This is a genomic window from Pseudomonas arsenicoxydans (assembly GCF_900103875.1).
Classification (GTDB): Bacteria; Pseudomonadota; Gammaproteobacteria; order Pseudomonadales; family Pseudomonadaceae; genus Aquipseudomonas; species Aquipseudomonas arsenicoxydans.
This window is the reverse complement of sequence record NZ_LT629705.1, coordinates 458,583-477,795: the sequence shown is the minus strand read 5'-3', so window position 1 is coordinate 477,795 and position 19,213 is coordinate 458,583. Positions and strand designations below refer to the sequence as shown.

General features: G+C 59.4%; 14 protein-coding genes and 2 tRNA genes. 12 read left to right on the top strand and 4 right to left on the bottom strand.

The annotated features are described in order from the left end of the window. Positions 1-4: 4 nt before the first annotated feature. The 9 genes from mutL to BLQ41_RS02100 all read left to right on the top strand — a co-directional run bounded on the left by mutL (position 5) and on the right by BLQ41_RS02100 (position 11,590). A complete protein-coding gene (gene mutL / locus BLQ41_RS02140; protein WP_167360519.1) occupies positions 5-1,903 on the top strand; it encodes a DNA mismatch repair endonuclease MutL in 1,899 nt (632 codons plus the stop codon). Further along, positions 1,903-2,874, top strand: coding sequence for a tRNA (adenosine(37)-N6)-dimethylallyltransferase MiaA (gene miaA, locus BLQ41_RS02135; RefSeq protein WP_090176255.1), 972 nt, complete (start codon positions 1,903-1,905; stop codon positions 2,872-2,874). Before mutL ends, miaA begins: the two co-directional genes overlap by 1 nt. 94 nt (positions 2,875-2,968) lie before the next feature. Continuing rightward, positions 2,969-3,229 (top strand): RNA chaperone Hfq, encoded by a 261-nt coding sequence (hfq, locus tag BLQ41_RS02130; protein ID WP_007902656.1) that lies wholly within the window; start codon positions 2,969-2,971, stop codon positions 3,227-3,229. A 12-nt stretch (positions 3,230-3,241) separates the two neighbouring features. After that, positions 3,242-4,543: a ribosome rescue GTPase HflX gene (gene hflX / locus BLQ41_RS02125; protein WP_090176252.1), complete on the top strand. Its 1,302-nt coding sequence runs from the start codon at positions 3,242-3,244 to the stop codon at positions 4,541-4,543. Positions 4,544-4,639: 96 nt separating this feature from the next. Then, complete coding sequence (gene hflK / locus BLQ41_RS02120) at positions 4,640-5,812, top strand: FtsH protease activity modulator HflK (RefSeq protein WP_090176249.1); 1,173 nt, start codon at positions 4,640-4,642, stop codon at positions 5,810-5,812. Beyond that, positions 5,812-6,681: a protease modulator HflC gene (gene hflC, locus BLQ41_RS02115; RefSeq protein WP_059405812.1), complete on the top strand. Its 870-nt coding sequence runs from the start codon at positions 5,812-5,814 to the stop codon at positions 6,679-6,681. The genes hflK and hflC overlap by 1 nt, the downstream gene beginning before the upstream one ends. Positions 6,682-6,980: 299 nt before the next feature. After that, positions 6,981-8,168, top strand: coding sequence for an ATP phosphoribosyltransferase regulatory subunit (locus BLQ41_RS02110; RefSeq protein WP_090176247.1), 1,188 nt, complete (start codon positions 6,981-6,983; stop codon positions 8,166-8,168). Positions 8,169-8,223: 55 nt separating this feature from the next. Beyond that, positions 8,224-9,516, top strand: a complete 1,293-nt coding sequence (locus BLQ41_RS02105) for an adenylosuccinate synthase (RefSeq protein ID WP_010464193.1) — start codon at positions 8,224-8,226, stop codon at positions 9,514-9,516. A gap of 139 nt (positions 9,517-9,655) precedes the next feature. Beyond that, the gene (locus tag BLQ41_RS02100; RefSeq protein WP_090176244.1) at positions 9,656-11,590 is read left to right on the top strand and encodes a methyl-accepting chemotaxis protein; all 1,935 of its coding nucleotides are present in this window, start codon (positions 9,656-9,658) and stop codon (positions 11,588-11,590) included. 117 nt (positions 11,591-11,707) lie between these two features. On the opposite strand, the gene BLQ41_RS02095 is transcribed toward BLQ41_RS02100, so the two are convergent. From BLQ41_RS02095 to BLQ41_RS02080, 4 genes are all read right to left on the bottom strand, one after another. Further along, positions 11,708-13,273 carry an ABC transporter permease gene (locus BLQ41_RS02095; RefSeq protein ID WP_090176242.1) on the bottom strand — a complete coding sequence of 522 codons (1,566 nt, stop codon included), beginning with the start codon at positions 13,271-13,273 and terminating at the stop codon, positions 11,708-11,710. Then, entirely contained in the window at positions 13,273-14,283 is a 1,011-nt protein-coding gene (locus BLQ41_RS02090) for an iron ABC transporter substrate-binding protein (RefSeq protein ID WP_090176239.1), read from the bottom strand. Before BLQ41_RS02090 ends, BLQ41_RS02095 begins: the two co-directional genes overlap by 1 nt. A gap of 258 nt (positions 14,284-14,541) precedes the next feature. Continuing rightward, positions 14,542-14,628, bottom strand: a tRNA-Leu gene (locus BLQ41_RS02085). 166 nt (positions 14,629-14,794) lie between these two features. Continuing rightward, positions 14,795-14,881, bottom strand: a tRNA-Leu gene (locus BLQ41_RS02080). Between the two features lie 226 nt (positions 14,882-15,107). Here BLQ41_RS02080 and rnr point away from each other — a divergent pair. From rnr to rpsF, 3 genes are all read left to right on the top strand, one after another. Continuing rightward, on the top strand, positions 15,108-17,738 hold the full coding sequence (gene rnr, locus BLQ41_RS02075; RefSeq protein WP_090176236.1) for a ribonuclease R: 2,631 nt from the start codon (positions 15,108-15,110) through the stop codon (positions 17,736-17,738). Further along, entirely contained in the window at positions 17,735-18,502 is a 768-nt protein-coding gene (rlmB, locus tag BLQ41_RS02070) for a 23S rRNA (guanosine(2251)-2'-O)-methyltransferase RlmB (protein WP_090176234.1), read from the top strand. Before rnr ends, rlmB begins: the two co-directional genes overlap by 4 nt. A 285-nt stretch (positions 18,503-18,787) precedes the next feature. Next, positions 18,788-19,210, top strand: a complete 423-nt coding sequence (rpsF, locus tag BLQ41_RS02065; RefSeq protein WP_003217491.1) for a 30S ribosomal protein S6 — start codon at positions 18,788-18,790, stop codon at positions 19,208-19,210. Positions 19,211-19,213 lie beyond the last annotated feature (3 nt).

Below are 19,213 nucleotides of genomic sequence, written 5' to 3'. Positions count from 1 at the left end.
GGTGGTGACCCAGGCAGCTCGTATCGAGCTGCTCAGCCCACGACTGGCGAACCAGATTGCTGCCGGTGAGGTGGTTGAGCGCCCGGCCTCGGTGATCAAGGAGTTGTTGGAAAACAGCCTCGACTCCGGTGCCCGGCGCATCGATGTGGACGTGGAGCAGGGCGGCGTCAAGTTGCTGCGGGTTCGCGACGATGGCAGTGGCATTTCTGCCGATGATTTGCCGTTGGCCCTGGCGCGACACGCCACCAGCAAGATTCGTAACCTCGAAGACCTCGAGCAAGTCATGAGCCTCGGGTTTCGCGGTGAAGCCCTCGCTTCGATCAGCTCCGTGGCGCGCCTGACCCTGACGTCCCGCACCAAGGATGCCGATCAGGCCTGGCAGGTCGAAACCGAAGGCCGGGACATGGCACCTCGTGTGCAACCGGCAGCCCATCCGGTGGGCACCTCGGTCGAAGTGCGCGACTTGTTTTTCAACACCCCGGCGCGGCGCAAATTCCTCAAGACTGAAAAAACCGAATTCGATCACCTGCAAGAAGTGATCAAGCGCTTGGCGTTGGCGCGTTTCGACGTGGCGTTCCATTTGCGCCACAACGGCAAGACCATCCTCAGCCTGCACGAAGCCCATGACGACGCGGCCCGTGCCCGGCGAGTGGCGGCCATCTGCGGTTCCGGCTTCCTCGAGCAGGCGCTGCCGATTGAAATCGAGCGCAATGGCTTGCATCTTTGGGGGTGGGTCGGGTTGCCGACGTTCAACCGCAGTCAGGCGGACTTGCAGTATTTCTTCGTCAATGGCCGTGCGGTCCGCGACAAGCTGGTGGCCCACGCCGTACGCCAGGCCTATCGCGACGTGCTGTTCAACGGCCGGCACCCGACATTTGTGCTGTTTTTCGAGGTCGATCCGGCGGGTGTTGACGTCAACGTCCACCCGACCAAACACGAAGTGCGCTTCCGTGACGGACGCATGGTCCACGATTTCCTTTATGGCACCTTGCACCGTGCCTTGGGCGATGTGCGGCCGGAAGATCATTTGGCCAGTCCGGTGGCGACCGCCATTGTGCGACCGACTGGCATTGACGCTGGCGAATTCGGTCCACAGGGCGAAATGCGCCTGGCGGCCAATGCCTTGCTGGAGCAGCCTCAGGCGCAGCCGTCGTTCAATGCGCCGGCCGGCTCGGGCGCAGGCGCGGGTTATCAATATCAATACACACCGCGGCCTCAGTCCGGTGTGCCAGTGGCTGAAGCGCAGGCTGCGTACCGCGAATTTTTTGCACCGCTGCCAGAAGCCAACGCCGTCGCATTACCGGCCGGACAGGACGATATTCCGCCGCTGGGTTATGCGCTGGCGCAGCTCAAAGGCATCTACATACTTTCGGAAAACGCCCAGGGCCTGGTGCTGGTGGACATGCACGCCGCCCATGAGCGGATCATGTACGAGCGCCTGAAAGTCGCCATGGCCAGCGAAGGGTTGAGTGGCCAGCCATTGCTGGTGCCGGAATCCCTGGCGGTCAGCCAGCGAGAGGCCGATTGCGCCGAAGAAAACGTCGCCTGGTTCCAGCGCCTGGGCTTTGAACTGCAGCGCCTGGGCCCGGAAACACTGGCCATCCGGCAAATCCCCGCGTTGCTGAAACAGGCCGAGGCCAACCGACTGGTTAGCGATGTCCTGGCGGATTTGATGGAATACGGCACCAGCGACCGGATTCAGGCACACCTGAACGAACTGCTTGGCACGATGGCCTGTCACGGCGCGATTCGGGCGAATCGGCGCCTGGCGCTGCCGGAAATGAACGGTCTGCTGCGCGACATGGAAAACACCGAGCGCAGCGGTCAATGCAACCATGGCCGACCGACCTGGACCCAACTGGGCCTGGACGATCTGGACAAACTGTTTTTGCGCGGTCGTTGATGAGCCAGCTCCCTCCTGCGATTTTCCTGATGGGCCCGACCGCCGCCGGCAAGACCGACCTGGCCATCGAACTCACCAAAGTCCTGCCTTGCGAGCTGATCAGTGTCGATTCAGCGCTGGTTTACCGTGGCATGGACATCGGTACCGCCAAGCCTTCCAAAGAACTGCTGTCTGAATTCCCACACCGTCTGATCGATATTCTCGACCCGGCAGAAAGCTATTCGGCGGCGGATTTTCGTCGTGATGCGCTGGAAGCGATGGCCGAGATCACCGCGCGGGGTAAGATTCCGCTGCTGGTAGGCGGCACAATGCTCTATTACAAGGCTTTGGTCGAAGGCCTGGCGGACATGCCGGCGGCTGATCCCGATGTCCGGGCGCAGATCGAAGAAGAGGCTGTACGCCTTGGCTGGCCTGCGCTGCACGAACAATTGGCGGCCATCGACCCGGTATCTGCCGCGCGCATTCATCCGAACGATCCCCAGCGGCTCAGTCGAGCGCTGGAAGTTTATCGCGTCAGCGGTCAGAGCATGACTGAGCTCAGGTTGCGACAATCTGCGCAAAGTACTGAAGCAGCCGCTTCGGGACTGCAACAATTGCCCTATACTGTCGCGAACTTGGCCATTGCTCCGGCAAATCGCCAAGTACTGCACGAACGAATTAAACAAAGATTCACGAACATGTTGGAACAGGGATTCATTGACGAGGTCGTAGCCCTGCGTAAACGCAGTGACCTGCATTCAGGGTTGCCGTCTATACGTGCGGTAGGCTACCGACAAGTCTGGGACTACCTGGATGGCAAGCTGACGCAAGCCGAGATGCAGGAGCGTGGAATCATTGCCACGCGCCAATTGGCAAAGCGCCAGTTCACCTGGCTGCGCAGCTGGGCTGATTTACACTGGTTGGACAGCCTGGATTGCGACAATCTGCCGCGCGCCTTGAAATACCTGGGGACCATCTCCATATTGAGCTGAGTCCTTGCAATTGCCGTCTATCCTTGGGGGTGTGACGGCCACAAGCCATCTGTTTACCTATTTTTTATATTGAATCCTTAAAGGAGTGCGGCACATGTCAAAAGGGCATTCGCTACAAGACCCTTACTTGAATACTTTACGTAAAGAGAAAGTTGGGGTGTCCATCTACCTGGTCAACGGGATCAAACTGCAAGGCACGATCGAGTCTTTCGACCAGTTCGTTATCCTGCTGAAAAACACCGTCAGCCAGATGGTTTACAAACACGCTATCTCTACAGTGGTGCCGGTTCGTCCAATTCGTCTGCCTAGCGCAACCGAATCCGAAGCAGGTGACGCTGAGCCAGGTAACGCCTGATAGGAGTCTCCTTTGTTCTTTGAGCGCCACGGTGGTGGTGAGCGAGTGATCCTCGTTCACTTGGATGGACAGGACCCTGAGGCGCGCGAAGATCCGCAGGAGTTTCAGGAGTTGGCTAATTCGGCCGGCGCCGAGACCGTTGCGTTTTTTAACGTGCCGCGTCATCGGCCAACCGCCAAATTCCTGATTGGCAGCGGCAAGGTCGAGGAACTGCGCGACCTGGTCCATGCCGAAAAGGCAGATCTGGTCATCTTCAATCACATCCTCACGCCCAGTCAGGAACGTAACCTCGAACGTGTTTTCGAGTGTCGCGTGATCGACCGTACCGGTCTGATTCTCGATATTTTCGCCCAGCGCGCCCGTACCCATGAAGGCAAGCTCCAGGTAGAACTGGCCCAGCTTGACCACATGAGCACGCGGCTGGTTCGTGGCTGGACTCACCTTGAGCGTCAGGGTGGCGGTATCGGTATGCGGGGCCCGGGTGAAACCCAGCTGGAAACCGACCGCCGTTTGCTGCGGGTTCGCCTGAAACAGATCAAGAGCCGGCTGGAAAAAGTGCGCAGTCAGCGTGAACAGTCGCGACGCGGCCGTTCGCGTGCGGATATTCCTACCGTGTCCCTGGTGGGGTACACCAACGCCGGCAAATCCACGCTCTTCAATAACGTGACGAAATCCGACGTGTATGCGGCTGACCAGTTGTTTGCCACGCTGGACCCGACCTTGCGCCGTCTGGAGATCGACGACCTGGGGCCGATTGTCCTGGCCGACACTGTGGGTTTCATACGTCACTTGCCCCACAAACTGGTCGAGGCATTTCGGTCTACGCTCGAAGAGTCGAGCAACTCAGACCTGTTGCTGCACGTGATCGATGCGGCCGAACCGGATCGCATGTTGCAGATCGAGCAGGTGATGGTGGTGCTGGGCGAGATCGGTGCCCAGGACTTGCCGATCCTTGAGGTATACAACAAACTCGATTTGCTTGAAGGCGTTGAGCCGCAAATCCAGCGCGATGCCGATGGCAAGCCGGTGCGGGTCTGGTTGTCGGCCAAGGACGGTACAGGTCTGGACCTGCTCAAGCAGGCCGTGGCCGAACTGCTCGGCAATGAATTGTTTGTTGGTACCTTGCGCTTGCCGCAACGTTTTGCTCGACTGCGTGCGCAGTTTTTCGAAGCCGGTGCGGTACAGAAAGAAGAACACGACGAAGAAGGCATCTGCCTGCTGGCCGTTCGTTTGCCACGAGTCGAGTTGAATCGACTGGTGAGCCGCGAAGGATTGCAGCCGATGGACTTCATCGAGCAACACACTTTGCAATAAAAGCCTGAGAAAGCGGTTGTGCCGTGGTGACAGGCATTCTGTAGCATTGGTCGGCGCGCCGTGGGTGCGTCTTTGCTTTATCAGATGGAGAGCGCTATGGCTTGGAATGAGCCGGGTGGCAACTCGAATAATCAGGATCCTTGGGGTGGCAAGCGCCGCAATAACGGCGACCGCAAGGGACCACCGGATCTCGACGAGGCCTTCCGAAAGCTGCAGGAAAGCCTGAACGGGTTGTTCGGTGGTGGTAAGAAACGCGGTGATGACGGCGGTGGTCCGGGCAGGAGTGGTGGCTTCGGCGGCCTGCTCGGCATCGGCCTTGTCGTGCTGGCGGCTATTTGGCTGTACAGCGCAGTCTATGTAGTCGACGAGCAGGAGCAAGCCGTGGTGCTGCGCTTCGGCAAGTACTACGAGACTGTCGGCCCGGGCTTGAACATCTACTTCCCGCCGATCGATCACAAGTACCTGGAAAACGTCACGCGTGAGCGTGCCTATACCAAGCAGGGCCAAATGCTGACTGAGGACGAGAACATCGTCGAAGTGCCGTTGACCGTGCAGTACAAGATCAGCAACCTGCAGGATTTCGTGCTGAGCGTCGATCAGCCGGAAATCAGCCTGCAGCACGCGACCGAAAGTGCCTTGCGCCATGTCGTGGGTTCCACGGCGATGGACCAGGTGCTGACCGAAGGTCGTGAATTGATGGCCAGCGAAATCAAGGAGCGTCTGCAACGCTTCATGGATACCTATCGCACCGGCATCACTGTCACCCAGGTAAACGTACAGAGCGCAGCTGCACCGCGTGAAGTGCAGGAAGCCTTCGATGACGTGATCCGTGCCCGTGAAGACGAGCAGCGTTCCCGTAACCAGGCTGAAACCTATGCCAACGGTGTCGTGCCGGAAGCTCGTGGTCAGGCCCAGCGCATCCTTGAAGATGCCAACGGTTACCGTGACGAAACGGTATCGCGCGCCAAGGGTGAAGCGGATCGCTTTACCAAGTTGGTGGCCGAGTATCGCAAGGCCCCTGAAGTCACCCGTGAGCGTCTGTACCTGGACACCATGCAGGAAGTCTTCAGCAACACCAGCAAGGTTCTCGTGACCGGCAACAAGAATGGCCAGAGCAATCTGCTGTACTTGCCGCTGGACAAGATGGTCGAAAGTGGTCGCAACACCAGCACTCCGGTGACCGGTGCGGCAGCTACCGGCAATGAAGCGAATGCGCGTGCGGCAGCTGATCTGCAGCAACAGCAGACACGTACCAGGGAGAGTCGCTGATGAGCAATAAATCGCTGATCGCCCTTATTGTCGGCGTCGTCGTGGCGATCGCAGCCTGGAACTGCTTCTACATCGTGGCTCAGACCGAGCGTGCGGTGCTGCTGCAGTTCGGTCGTGTGGTTCAGGCTGACGTTCAACCAGGCTTGCACGTGAAAGTGCCTTACGTTAACCAGGTGCGTAAATTCGACGCACGTCTGATGACCCTGGATGCACCGACACAACGCTTCCTGACGCTGGAAAAGAAAGCCGTCATGGTTGATGCCTACGCCAAGTGGCGCGTGAAAGATGCCGAGCGCTTCTACACCGCGACTTCCGGCCTCAAGCAGATTGCTGACGAGCGTCTTTCCCGTCGTCTTGAATCGGGCCTGCGTGACCAGTTCGGCAAGCGCACCCTGCATGAAGTGGTATCCGGTGAGCGCGATGCGCTGATGACCGATATCACCGCATCGTTGAACAAGATGGCGGAAAAAGAGTTGGGCATCGAAGTAGTCGATGTCCGGGTCAAGGCTATCGACCTGCCGAAGGAAGTGAACCGCAGCGTGTTCGAGCGCATGAGTTCCGAGCGTGAGCGTGAAGCTCGCGAGCACCGCGCCAAGGGTAACGAGCTGGCAGAAGGCATCCGTGCCGACGCCGATCGTCAACGCCGCGTGCTGCTGGCTGAAGCCTATCGTGAATCCGAAGAGGTTCGCGGTGACGGTGATGCCCAGGCCGCTGCAATCTACTCCAAGGCCTACGGCCAGGATCAGGAGTTCTACGGTTTCTATCGTAGCCTGCGCGCCTACCGTGAAAGCTTCGCGAACAAATCCGACGTCATGGTCCTGGACCCAAGCAGTGACTTCTTCCGTTACCTGGAAAAAGCCAAGCCTTGATACGACGTTGACCTGAATCATCCCCCGCCTGGCGGCTAAAGCCTCGGGCGGGGTGATCCTTTGGGAAAACGTGTGTATGATGCGGCAGCCGGGAAATTCCCGGCTTTTTTGCGTCTGCACGTTTGATTGCTGTTTTTATGCAGGCACGACAGGTTTTTCGAGGAAAGTGGTGGGCGAAGCCGGTTCCAGGCTTTTCGCCACGTTGTTTATGCGCGTTGTTTGCACATGAGCCGCTCATTTTCTGCTTCACTCAAGGCTCGCCCAACGGCTTGCCGCCCGGATCATAGGGGAATGGCGTAATGGCAACGGTAGACCGCTGGCTGCTGCCAGATGGCATCGAAGAAGTACTGCCACCAGAAGCCGCGCGTATTGAAGTCGCGCGTCGTCAGGTGTTGGATCTGTTCCAGAGCTGGGGTTACGAGTTTGTCGTGACTCCCCATATCGAGTACCTGGAATCCCTGCTGACCGGTGCGGGTTCGGACCTCGATCTGCGTACCTTCAAGGTCATTGACCCGCAATCGGGCCGGCAGATGGGTTTCCGTGCCGACATCACGCCGCAAGTGGCGCGCATCGATGCGCACACCCTGCGTCGCGAAGGCCCGAGTCGCCTGTGCTATGCCGGTAGCGTGTTGCATGCTCAGCCGCGTGCCTTGTCGTCCTCGCGCAGCCCGATTCAACTGGGCGCCGAGTTGTACGGCGATGCCAGTCCGAGCAGCGACGTGGAAGTCATCAGCCTGATGCTGGCCATGTTGCAACTGGCCGATGTGCCGGATGTGCACATGGACCTCGGTCATGTGGGTATCTACCGCGGCCTGGCCCGCGCCGCCGGTTTGTCCGGTGAGGTCGAACAGCAGTTGTTCGATGCGTTGCAACGTAAAGCCATCGACGAGGTCATTACCTTGACCGAAGGCTTGCCGGCCGATCTGTCGGGCATGCTGCGAGCGTTGGTCGATCTGTGTGGCGGTCGTGAAGTATTGAGCGCTGCCCGCGAGCGTCTGGCGGGTGCGCCGGCACCGGTGTTGGCGGCGCTGGATGATTTGCTGGCGATTGCCGAGCGTCTTTCCGTGCGCTTCCCTGAGTTACCGCTGTATTTCGACCTCGGTGAGTTGCGCGGTTATCACTACCATACCGGTGTGGTGTTCGCGGTGTTCGTGCCGGGTGTTGGCCAGTCCATTGCCCAGGGCGGTCGTTACGACGACATCGGCGCCGACTTCGGTCGCGCGCGTCCGGCCACCGGATTTTCCACCGATTTAAAAACCCTGGTGACCCTGGGGCGTGCTGAGATCAAGTTACCGTCTGGCGGTATCTGGATGCCTGACAGTACGGATGCGGCACTCTGGCAGCAGGTTTGCCAGTTGCGCAGTGAGGGTCAGCGTGTCGTTCAGGCATTGCCTGGGCAACCTTTGGCCGCCGCCCGTGAAGCGGACTGCGACCGGCAATTGATTCAGCAGAACGGGCTTTGGCAAGTATTGCCGCTGGCTTCTTGAGTTTTCCTGCCGGCTCGCCGCCGGCACCAAGTTTGCGCGAATGAGGACAAGTGTTATGGGTAAGAATGTCGTAGTCCTGGGCACCCAATGGGGTGATGAGGGCAAAGGCAAGATCGTTGATCTGCTGACCGAACATGCTGCCGCCGTAGTGCGCTACCAGGGTGGCCACAACGCTGGTCACACGCTGGTGATCGACGGCGAGAAAACCGTCTTGCACCTGATCCCGTCGGGCGTGCTGCGCGAAGGCGTTCAGTGCCTGATCGGTAACGGCGTGGTGGTTGCACCCGACGCTCTGCTGCGGGAAATCATCAAGCTGGAAGAGAAAGGCGTACCGGTGCGTGAGCGTCTGCGTATCAGCCCGTCCTGCCCGCTGATCCTGTCCTATCACGTCGCGCTGGACCAGGCCCGTGAAAAGGCCCGTGGCGAGCTGAAGATCGGTACTACCGGTCGTGGCATCGGCCCGGCGTACGAAGACAAGGTTGCACGTCGCGGTCTGCGCATCGGTGACCTGTTCCACCGTGAGCGTTTCGCCGCCAAGCTGGGCGAGTTGCTGGATTACCACAACTTCGTGCTGGTCAATTACTACAAAGAACCGGCCATCGACTTCCAGAAAACTCTTGATGAGTGCATGGAATACGCCGAGCTGCTCAAGCCGATGATGCTCGACGTCACCGCTGAGCTGCACGAGCTGCGTCGCGCTGGCAAAGACATCATGTTCGAAGGTGCCCAAGGCTCCCTGCTGGACATCGACCACGGTACCTACCCGTACGTCACCAGCTCCAACACCACCGCAGGCGGTATCGCCACCGGTTCGGGTTTTGGCCCGATGTACCTGGATTACATCCTGGGCATCACCAAGGCCTACACCACTCGCGTCGGTTCGGGTCCTTTCCCGACCGAGCTGTTCGACGACGTGGGTGCGTTCCTGGCCAAGCGTGGCCACGAGTTCGGTGCTACCACCGGCCGTGCCCGTCGTTGCGGCTGGTTCGATGCTGTCATCCTGCGTCGCGCCATCGACGTCAACAGCATCTCGGGCCTGTGCCTGACCAAGCTGGACGTGCTGGACGGCCTGGAAACCATCAACATCTGTGTTGGCTACAAGAACCAGGATGGTGCAGTGATCGACGCACCGACTGATGCCGACAGCTACATCGGCCTGGAGCCGGTGTACGAAGAGATGCCAGGCTGGACCGAATCCACCGTCGGTGCCAAGACGCTGGAAGAGCTGCCGCAAGCTGCTCGCAACTACATCAAACGCGTTGAAGAGTTGGTCGGTGCGCCGATTGACATTATTTCGACGGGCCCGGACCGCAACGAAACCATCGTTCTGCGTCACCCGTTCGCTTAATAAGTCGTTGATGTAAAACACAAAGGCCCCTTAATCGGGGCCTTTGTCGTTTATGCCTGTTGGGCGGCACGACCTTTGCTGTAATTATGCCTTCTGGCGTGCCATCAATTTAATGGCGTCAAAGCAGAGGGATAATCCCGTGTCAGCCATTCTCTCACTGTTACAAAGCCGTCTTCTGCGGCCCGTGTTCGTTACCCTTGGTATCGCCCTTTTGGTGCAAGTGCTGGTTGCCGTCGCTCTGACGCGGAGCACAGTCACCGCGCTGGAGGCCGATCTAGGCGTGCGCCTGGGTGCTGACAGTCAAAAACTCTCCGGTGAGCTGGAGCAAGCGGGGCGTGAAGTCACGTCGAGCCTGGACAGCCTGTCGACCAATACCCGTCAGCGACTCACCGCCGGCCTGTCCTCGCGTCTGAAGGACGAGCAGGCGCAATTGCGTGGGACACTGGAAAAAGACCTGAAGGACTCCGCCAATGATATGGCGCAGCTTCTGGCCTCGGTCGCACCCCGCGCCATGTGGGACAGCGACGTTCCAACCCTGTCCGAATTCGCCCGCCGGGCCCAGCGCAATCCGAACGTGTTGTTCGTAATCTACGACGACGCCACCGGCCAGCACCTGACACGCTATTTGAATCGCGAGAACCCGATCAACAAAGCGTTGCTGGAGAAAGGCCAAGGCGAGCGCGCCTTGGACAAAGTGCTGGATGCGGCGAAGAGCGATCCGTCGGTCTACTACATCGAAGCCTCGATCAGCCCCAATGGCGTGGAAATCGGCAAGGTCTTGATGGGTGTCTCTACCGCTTCGGTGGAAGTCGATCTGGCTGCCCTGGACAAGCGCTTCACCGCGCTGATCGCCAGCAGTGATCAACTGGTCGGCGATAGCCTCAAAGGCGCGGCGGCTGATAGTGCCGCAGCGATGGGCGCGCGTCTGAAGTCGGCGCAGTCCACGGCCTCTGAAATGCAGGCCAATACCACCAGCACCGTGCAGCAAGCGGCGGGCACTTTGCGCTGGCGCATCGGCATGGGCCTGGCACTGGTCGGATGCGGCGTGCTGCTGTTGCTGGCGGTGGTGCTGGGGCGTCGAGTGGTCAATCGCTTGAAGATGCTGATCAGCGCCATGGATGATCTGGCGGCGGGCGAGGGCGACCTGACCAAGCGTGTGCAAATCAACAGCATGGACGAAATCGGCGACATGGCCTCGGCGGTCAATCGCTTCGTGGACAAGTTGCAGCCGATCGTGCGCGAAGCGGGCGATGTGGCTCAGCGCACCGGCGTCGAAATTGGCGCCATGACCCTGCGCAATGCCGGTGCCGATAAAGCGGCCGGCATGCAGCGCGATGAAGTGGCCGAGAGCTTGCGCGCGTTGTCGCAAATGGCTGATGAAGCCCAGTCTGAAAGCCATGCGATGCAGGCGGCCTTGCAGCAAGTGGTGGACATTCGTTCGGCCACGGATGAAAACACCCGGACGTCGGCGAAGGTCGGCAGCCTGATCGAGGCGTTGGCTGGTCAGGTCGATACCGGGGCGAAAGTCATCGAGCGGCTGGCCCAGCAGAGTGAGCAGATTGAAGTGGTGTTGACGGTGATCCACGGGATCGCCGAGCAGACCAACTTGCTGGCGCTGAACGCCGCCATCGAAGCGGCGCGAGCGGGTGAAACCGGTCGTGGCTTTGCGGTGGTGGCGGATGAAGTGCGGGCGCTGGCGAGCAAGACCCAGAGCTCCACCGGTGACATCCAGGCGCACATCGTGGCCTTGCAGCAAGGCGCGCGTGAGGCGGTGGCAGCGATTGGCCAAGCCGGGCGTCAGGCCAGTGAAGGTTTGCTGGTGCTGCGTGACAGTGCGCGGTTGCAGCAATCGGTGCAGGCGTCGGTCGAGCAGGTGCATGCGGCGATAGGTCTGGCGACTCAAGCCGCGGCGCATCAGGCGCAAGGCGCGCAGGCTGTACGGGGTCGGGTGGAGACTATTCACGCTCAAGCTGAGAAAGCGGCGCAGGCGGTGGTGGAAACCACGGCCAGCGGCAAAGTGCTGGATGGCTTGGCGGCGCAGTTGAAGGCGAGCCTGGGGCAGTTCAGGGCTTAGTGTGTTTTAGAGCTGACGCCATCGCGGGCAAGCCCGCTCCCACAGTGATTCTGTTGTGCACAAATTGTGTGGTCGCAGAAGAAAAATGTGGGAGCGGGCTTGTCCGCGATGGCTCTCTCAGCGGCTTAAATACATCCGCGTCGTAAGCAAATAGACCGGCAATCCCGACACCAAAATCAACAGCGCCGCATAAGGCGCCGCCGCCGCAAACTCCACGTTTGCGGTATGCGCCCACACTTCAGTCGCCAGCGTATTAAGCCCGGTCGGACTCAGCAGCAGCGTCGCCGTCAGCTCCTTCATCGCATCCAGAAAGACCAGCGCAAACGCCGCGCCCAATGCCGGAAAAATGATCGGCAGTGTCACTCGGCAAAACGCACTGAATGACGACGCCCCCAGCGTGCGTGCCGCTTCTTCCAATTGCGGTGCGGCTTTGTTCAGTGCCGTACGGATCGGTGCCTGAGCCAGCGGCAGGAACAGCAGCGCATAAGCAATCAGCAGCAACGCCGAGGTCTGATACAGCGCCGGCACATAGTGCAGGGCGAAGTACACCAGCGTCAGCGCGATCACCAGTCCTGGCAGCGCATGCAGCAGATACGGCAAGCGTTCGGCCCAGATTGCCAGTTGCCCTTTATGGCGCACCACCAGCAGCCCAACCGGCACCGCCAGTACCAGGCACAGTGCTGCGCCACCGAGGGAAAGTGCCAGCGACGACAACAGCGCCTCGCTGATCGCGGCCACGGGGAACGCAGCTGAGGAGCCCACTGCCAGCCAGTAAGCCAACATGCCCAGCGGAATGCCGCTGCCGACGACAGTCAGCGCCAGGCAATAAACCTGGCCAAGCGCCGACCAAGGCCCCAGCCGAACCTGCTCTGCGCGCCGAGCCGCGCCCTGGCCGGTGCGCACATGCCGGCCTTTGCCGCGAACCCGTAGTTCGAGCCACAACAACATCAGGCACAGCGCCAGCAACACGGCAGAAAGCATCGCTGCATTGGCGTTACTGAATTCCAGTTCGAACTGCTGATAGATCGCTGTCGTGAAGGTTTGCAGGCCGATGATGGATAGCGCGCCGAACTCTACCAGCATGTGCAAAGCGATCAGCAGCGAGCCGGCCAGCAGTGACGGCCACAGAAGCGGCAGGGTGATTTTGAAAAACACGCCCCAGCGGTTCTGGCCAAGGGTCCGGGCGGACTCCTCAAGCGAAGGATCGAGATTGCGCAGTGTCGCCGCGACCGGCAGAAAGATCAGCGGATACTTGGACAGGGTCATCACCAGGATCGCCCCGCCCAGGCCTTCGAAGTGAGCACTCAGTGAAACCCAGGTAAAACTGCTGACAAACGCTGGCACCGCGAACGGCAGGCATAGGATCACGCCCCACAGTCGCCGTCCCGGTAGATTGCTGCGTTCCAGCAACCAGGCCAGCGATAAGCCGATGACGCCGCAGGCCAGGGTTACACCGACCATCAGTGCCAGCGTATTGCGCAGCAACCCAAATACATACGGCCGCCAAAGCAGGTGCAGCGCCTCGGCCCAGCCGGCTTGCCAGGTTTTGAGTCCGACATAAGCCAGCGGCAACAGACTGAGTACGACCAACAGCAAAACCGGTAGCAGCAGCCAGATCGATGGCCGCTTGCGCCGTGGCACGTAACCCCCGCGCTCGGCGGGGGCGGATAACGATGCGCTCATCAGTTCAAGCCAACGTCACGTTCCAGGTCCAGGGCTTCTTCGGCGTTGCCGAGATCGGCTGGCGTGACTTTCGGCGCTTGCAGCTCGCTGAACGGCTTGAGGCCGCGATCCGATGCCATTCCTTTGTGCAGCGGGTATTCAGCGGTGGTCTGGGTGATCACGCGCTGACCTTCTTCGCTGGCCATGTAGGCAAGGAATTGCTGGGCTTCTTTTGGATGTTTACTCGATTTCAGCACGGCCGCGCTGGAAACCGTGATCAGCCCACCTACGTCGCCGCCGGTGAAGTAATGCAGTTTCGAGTCGAGCTGGCCTTTTTCGCGTTGCAGGGCGAACCAGTAGTAGTTGTTCACCAGTACGGTGGCGATTTCGCCGTTTTCCACCGCCTTCAGGGCGACCATGTTGTTGCTGTAGGTCTTGCCGAAAGCGCGCAGGCCGGTCAGCCATTCTTCAGCAGCATCCATGCCGTGCACTTTGATGATTGCCACGGCCTGTTCCTGGAACGCGCCACTGCTCGGCACGAAGCCGACCTTGCCTTGCCATTTCGGATCGGAGAACTCCATCACCGACTTGGGTAGGTCTTTTTCGTCTATCAGTTTCGGGTTGAAAGCCACCACGCGGACCCGGGCGGTGATGCCGATCCAGGTGCCGTTGCCGGCGACGTAGTCTTTGGGCAGAACGGCAAGGGTGGCGGCATCGGTTTGCGCCAGCAGGCCTTGTTCGCCGAGCTTGTTCAGCGGAGGCGATTCTTCGGTGTAGATCACGTCGGCGGGGGAGCGGTCGCCTTCTTCGACGACCTGGCTGGCGAGCTGGTTGCTGCTGCCTTTGCGCACGTTGACGTGAATACCGGTCTTGGCTTCGAAGGCTTTGGCGACGGCATCGCCGACTTCTTTGTGTTGACCGTTATAGAGTGTCAGGGAAACTGGATCAGCAGCCTGGGTGAGGGGAGTGGCGAGGGCCAGGCTGAGCAGGGTGAAGGTCAGGCCGCGGCGCAGGGTATTTCGAAACATCATTCGCAGGGTTCCTCACTGTCGCATTGCAAAAACTTGCAACAATGATAAACGATATTGTTTCTCAAGTGCGCCTTGCGGCGGCTGAGGGGGTAGCAACTGTCGTAGGCCGCGATCTTTTGATCTTGATTGTTGGCGGAGCTGAGATTGCTGAAGATCAAAAGATCGCAGCCTTCGGCAGCTCCTGCACAAAGCCCGGAAACGCAAAAACCCGCTTTCGCGGGTTTCTGTGAAATTCCAGATCGACTCTGAAATTTGAATTGGTGCCCAGAAGAAGACTCGAACTTCCACGACCTTGCGGTCACCAGCACCTGAAGCTGGCGTGTCTACCAATTTCACCATCTGGGCATGATCTTCAGCGTTGCCGCTGTTGATGTGGCGCACTATACGGAGAGCGTTTTGATCTGTAAACCCCTGATTTAGATTTAATAAATCAGATGTTTAGAATGCAAAAAACCCGCTTTCGCGGGTTTTTGTGTGAGCCTTGAAATTGATCTAATCTCAAGCTCGAAATTGGTGCCCAGAAGAAGACTCGAACTTCCACGACCTTGCGGTCACCAGCACCTGAAGCTGGCGTGTCTACCAATTTCACCATCTGGGCAGTATCGGCAACGCTAGTGCGTCGTCGATGGCGCGCACTATACGGAGCGTCTTTTTAACTGTAAACCCCTGGAATTAAAAAAACCTGAAAAATGTTACCAGTGGCATTTAAATCATCATTGTGTTGTCGATAAAGTGCTTTAGATGGGCTGTCACAGCCTGAAATTTCCCGTTTCATTACGCCTATGCCAAACTAACCCGCATATAGACAAGGTGAAAACTCTCTAATGGCCGATTGGCAGTCCCTCGATCCCGAGGCCGCTCGTGAAGCGGAAAAATATGACAACCCTATTCCTAGCCGCGAACTGATCCTTCAGCACCTTGCTGATCGGGGTTCGCCTGCTAACCGCGAGCAGCTGGTCGAAGAGTTTGGTCTGACCACAGAAGACCAGATCGAAGCCCTGCGTCGCCGCCTGCGCGCCATGGAGCGCGATGCTCAACTCATCTACACCCGTCGCGGCACGTACGCGCCGGTGGACAAGCTCGACCTAATCCTTGGCCGCATCAGCGGTCACCGTGACGGGTTCGGCTTCCTGGTCCCGGACGACGGCAGTGACGACCTGTTCATGAGCCCGGCGCAAATGCGTCTGGTGTTCGACGGCGACCGTGCGCTGGCCCGTGTCTCCGGTCTCGACCGTCGTGGTCGCCGTGAAGGCATGATCGTCGAAGTGGTGTCCCGTGCCCACGAGACCATCGTCGGTCGCTACTTCGAAGAGGGCGGTATCGGTTTCGTTGTGGCGGATAACCCGAAGATCCAGCAAGAAGTGCTGGTCACTCCGGGCCGTAACGCCAATGCGCAGATCGGTCAGTTCGTCGAAGTGAAGATCACTCACTGGCCGACGCCACGCTTCCAGCCGCAAGGCGACGTGGTTGAAGTCGTGGGCAACTACATGGCGCCGGGCATGGAAATCGACATCGCCCTGCGCACTTACGATATTCCTCACGTCTGGCCTGAGGCGGTGCTCAAAGAAGCCGCCAAGCTCAAGCCGGAAGTCGAAGAGAAAGACAAAGAGAAGCGCATCGACCTGCGTCATCTGCCGTTCGTGACCATCGACGGTGAAGATGCTCGCGACTTCGATGACGCGGTGTACTGCGAAGCCAAGCCGGGCAAGCTGCGCCTGTTCTCCGGTGGCTGGAAGTTGTACGTGGCGATTGCCGACGTCTCCAGCTACGTGAAGATCGGTTCGGCCCTGGACAATGAATCTCAGGTTCGCGGCAACTCGGTGTATTTCCCCGAGCGCGTGGTGCCGATGCTGCCTGAGCAGCTGTCCAACGGTCTGTGCTCGCTGAACCCGCACGTCGATCGCCTGGCCATGGTTTGCGAGATGACCATCTCCAAAACCGGCGAGATGACCGACTACTGCTTCTACGAAGCGGTGATTCACTCCCATGCCCGCCTGACCTACAACAAAGTCAGCGCGATGCTGGAAACGCCGAAACTCACCGAGGCGCGTCAGCTTCGTGGCGAGTACAACGACGTGCTGCCGCATCTCAAGCAGCTTTACGCCCTGTACAAAGTGCTGTTGGCTGCGCGACACGTGCGCGGCGCGATCGATTTCGAAACCCAGGAAACCCGGATCATCTTCGGGACCGAGCGCAAGATTGCCGAAATCCGTCCGACCGTTCGCAACGATGCGCACAAGCTGATCGAGGAATGCATGCTGGCGGCCAACGTGGCCACCGCCGAATTCCTGAAAAAACACGAAATCCCTGCTTTGTATCGCGTCCACGACGGTCCGCCACCGGAGCGTCTGGAAAAACTGCGCGCCTTCCTCGGCGAGCTCGGCCTGTCCCTGCACAAAGGTAAGGACGGCCCGTCGCCGAAGGATTACCAGGCGTTGCTGGCGAGCATCAAGGATCGTCCGGATTTCCATCTGATCCAGACCGTTATGCTGCGTTCGTTGAGCCAAGCGGTGTATAGCGCCGATAACCAGGGCCACTTCGGCCTGAATTACGAAGCCTATACCCACTTCACCTCGCCGATCCGCCGCTACCCGGACTTGCTCACGCACCGGGCAATTCGCAGCGTTATCCATTCGAAGCAGGATACGCCGCACGTTCGCCGTGCTGGCGCGATGACCATTCCGAAAGCGCGCATCTATCCGTACGACGAAGCGGCGCTGGAGCAGCTCGGCGAGCAATGCTCGATGAGCGAGCGCCGTGCCGACGAAGCGACCCGCGATGTTGTGAACTGGCTCAAGTGCGAGTTCATGAAGGATCGTGTTGGCGAGTCGTTCCCGGGTGTGATCACCGCCGTGACCGGTTTTGGCCTGTTCGTCGAGCTGACCGACATCTACGTCGAAGGCCTGGTGCATGTCACCGCGCTGCCGGGCGATTACTACCACTTCGACCCTGTGCATCACCGCCTGGCCGGTGAGCGTACGGGTCGCAGCTTCCGCCTTGGCGACACCGTTGAAGTGCGCGTCATGCGGGTTGACCTCGACGAGCGCAAGATCGACTTCGAGATGGCTGAAAAAACCATCAGCGCGCCGATCGGTCGCAAGAAGCGCGGGACTGAAAAGACTGAACCAGCCGCCAAGGCAGCTGCTAAAACCGCTGCAGAGCCGGCACCGGCGAAAACCGGTCGCCGTCCTGCGAAGGAAAAGGCTGTAGAGGCTTATCGTCCGAGCGATGCTGCGGCAAAAAATGCCGAACTGCGTAAAAGCCGTGAAATGAAACAGGCGTTGCTGTCTGAAGCGAAAAGCGGCGGTAAAGCGGCGTCTGGGGGAAAGACCGGACGGTCGGCGCCTGACAAGGCTTCCGGCAGCAAGCCGAGCAAACACCGTAAAGGCCCGCCAAAAGCGGGTTCAGCCCCAGCCAAAAGCGGCGGGGCACGTAAACCTAAGGCCAAGTCATGAGTCAGTTGGAAAAAATCTACGGCGTGCATGCGGTAGAAGCATTGCTGCGTCACCACCCGAAACGCGTCAAGCAGATCTGGCTGGCTGAAGGCCGCAGTGATCCGCGTGTGCAGACCCTGATTCAACTGGCGGCGGAAAATCGCGTAGCCGTCGGCAACGCCGAGCGCCGTGAGCTGGATGCCTGGGTCGAAGGCGTGCACCAGGGCGTGGTGGCGGATGTGAGCCCGAGCCAGGTCTGGGGCGAAGCGATGCTCGACGAACTGCTCGATCGCACCGAAGGCGCGCCGCTGCTGTTGGTGCTCGACGGCGTGACCGATCCGCACAACCTCGGCGCTTGCCTGCGTTCTGCTGATGCGGCCGGCGCTCTGGCGGTGATCGTTCCGAAAGACAAGTCGGCCACGCTGACCCCGACGGTGCGAAAAGTCGCCTGTGGCGCGGCGGAAGTGATTCCGCTGGTTGCCGTGACCAACCTGGCGCGCACCCTGGAAAAGCTCAAGCAGCGCGGCCTGTGGGTTGTGGGTACGGCGGGCGAGGCTGAGCAGAGTCTGTATCAGCAGGACATGACTGGCCCGACCATCCTGATCATGGGTGCCGAAGGCAGCGGCATGCGTCGCCTGACTCGCGATCTTTGCGACTACCTGGTGCACTTGCCGATGACTGGCAGCGTCAGCAGTCTCAACGTCTCCGTGGCGACTGGCGTTTGTCTGTTCGAAGCGCAACGCCAGCGCAGCGTGAAAGCAGCCGGGGCCGCCAAAAAGTCCTGACTCCCCCTTGTAGGAGCTGTCGAGTGAAACGAGGCTGCGATCTTTTGATTTTTCAAGATCAAAAGATCGCAGCCTTCGGCAGCTCCTACAGGTGTTCGGCACAGATCCCGGTGATTGTTCAAATAATCACCAATTGCCTTGCACCTCTCCTGTCCCTTCTCTACAATTGCGCCCCTTGCTGTGACGGCAGGCACGCATGTGTCTATCGCAAGCAAGTCCATTAGTGTCATTCACTCCTTGTCTGACCGCTTTTGAGCGGCAGGCTACAACCCGTAAGGAGCATTCATGCGTCATTACGAAATCATCTTTTTGGTCCACCCGGATCAAAGCGAGCAAGTCGGCGGCATGGTTGAGCGTTACACCAAGCTGATCGAAGAAGACGGCGGCAAAATCCACCGTCTGGAAGATTGGGGCCGTCGTCAACTGGCCTACGCAATCAACAATGTTCACAAGGCTCACTACGTGATGCTGAACGTTGAATGCACTGGCAAGGCCCTGGCCGAGCTGGAAGACAACTTCCGCTACAACGATGCAGTGATCCGTAACCTGGTCATCCGTCGCGAAGAAGCCGTTACCGGCCAATCCGAGATGCTCAAGGCTGAAGAAAACCGCAGTGAGCGCCGTGAGCGTCGCGACCGTCCTGAGCACGAAGGCGCTGAAAGCGCTGATAGTGATGACAGCGACAACAGCGATAACGCTGACGAGTAATCC

Coding starts and splice junctions, on each gene's coding strand:
- BLQ41_RS02110 (WP_090176247.1), top strand. CDS start 6,981: ATGGCAACGGTAGACCGCTGGCTGCTGCCAGATGGCATCGAAGAAGTA.
- hfq (WP_007902656.1), top strand. CDS start 2,969: ATGTCAAAAGGGCATTCGCTACAAGACCCTTACTTGAATACTTTACGT.
- BLQ41_RS02095 (WP_090176242.1), bottom strand. CDS start 13,273: ATGAGCGCATCGTTATCCGCCCCCGCCGAGCGCGGGGGTTACGTGCCA.
- rpsF (WP_003217491.1), top strand. CDS start 18,788: ATGCGTCATTACGAAATCATCTTTTTGGTCCACCCGGATCAAAGCGAG.
- hflC (WP_059405812.1), top strand. CDS start 5,812: ATGAGCAATAAATCGCTGATCGCCCTTATTGTCGGCGTCGTCGTGGCG.
- BLQ41_RS02090 (WP_090176239.1), bottom strand. CDS start 14,283: ATGATGTTTCGAAATACCCTGCGCCGCGGCCTGACCTTCACCCTGCTC.
- miaA (WP_090176255.1), top strand. CDS start 1,903: ATGAGCCAGCTCCCTCCTGCGATTTTCCTGATGGGCCCGACCGCCGCC.
- BLQ41_RS02105 (WP_010464193.1), top strand. CDS start 8,224: ATGGGTAAGAATGTCGTAGTCCTGGGCACCCAATGGGGTGATGAGGGC.
- rlmB (WP_090176234.1), top strand. CDS start 17,735: ATGAGTCAGTTGGAAAAAATCTACGGCGTGCATGCGGTAGAAGCATTG.
- hflK (WP_090176249.1), top strand. CDS start 4,640: ATGGCTTGGAATGAGCCGGGTGGCAACTCGAATAATCAGGATCCTTGG.
- rnr (WP_090176236.1), top strand. CDS start 15,108: ATGGCCGATTGGCAGTCCCTCGATCCCGAGGCCGCTCGTGAAGCGGAA.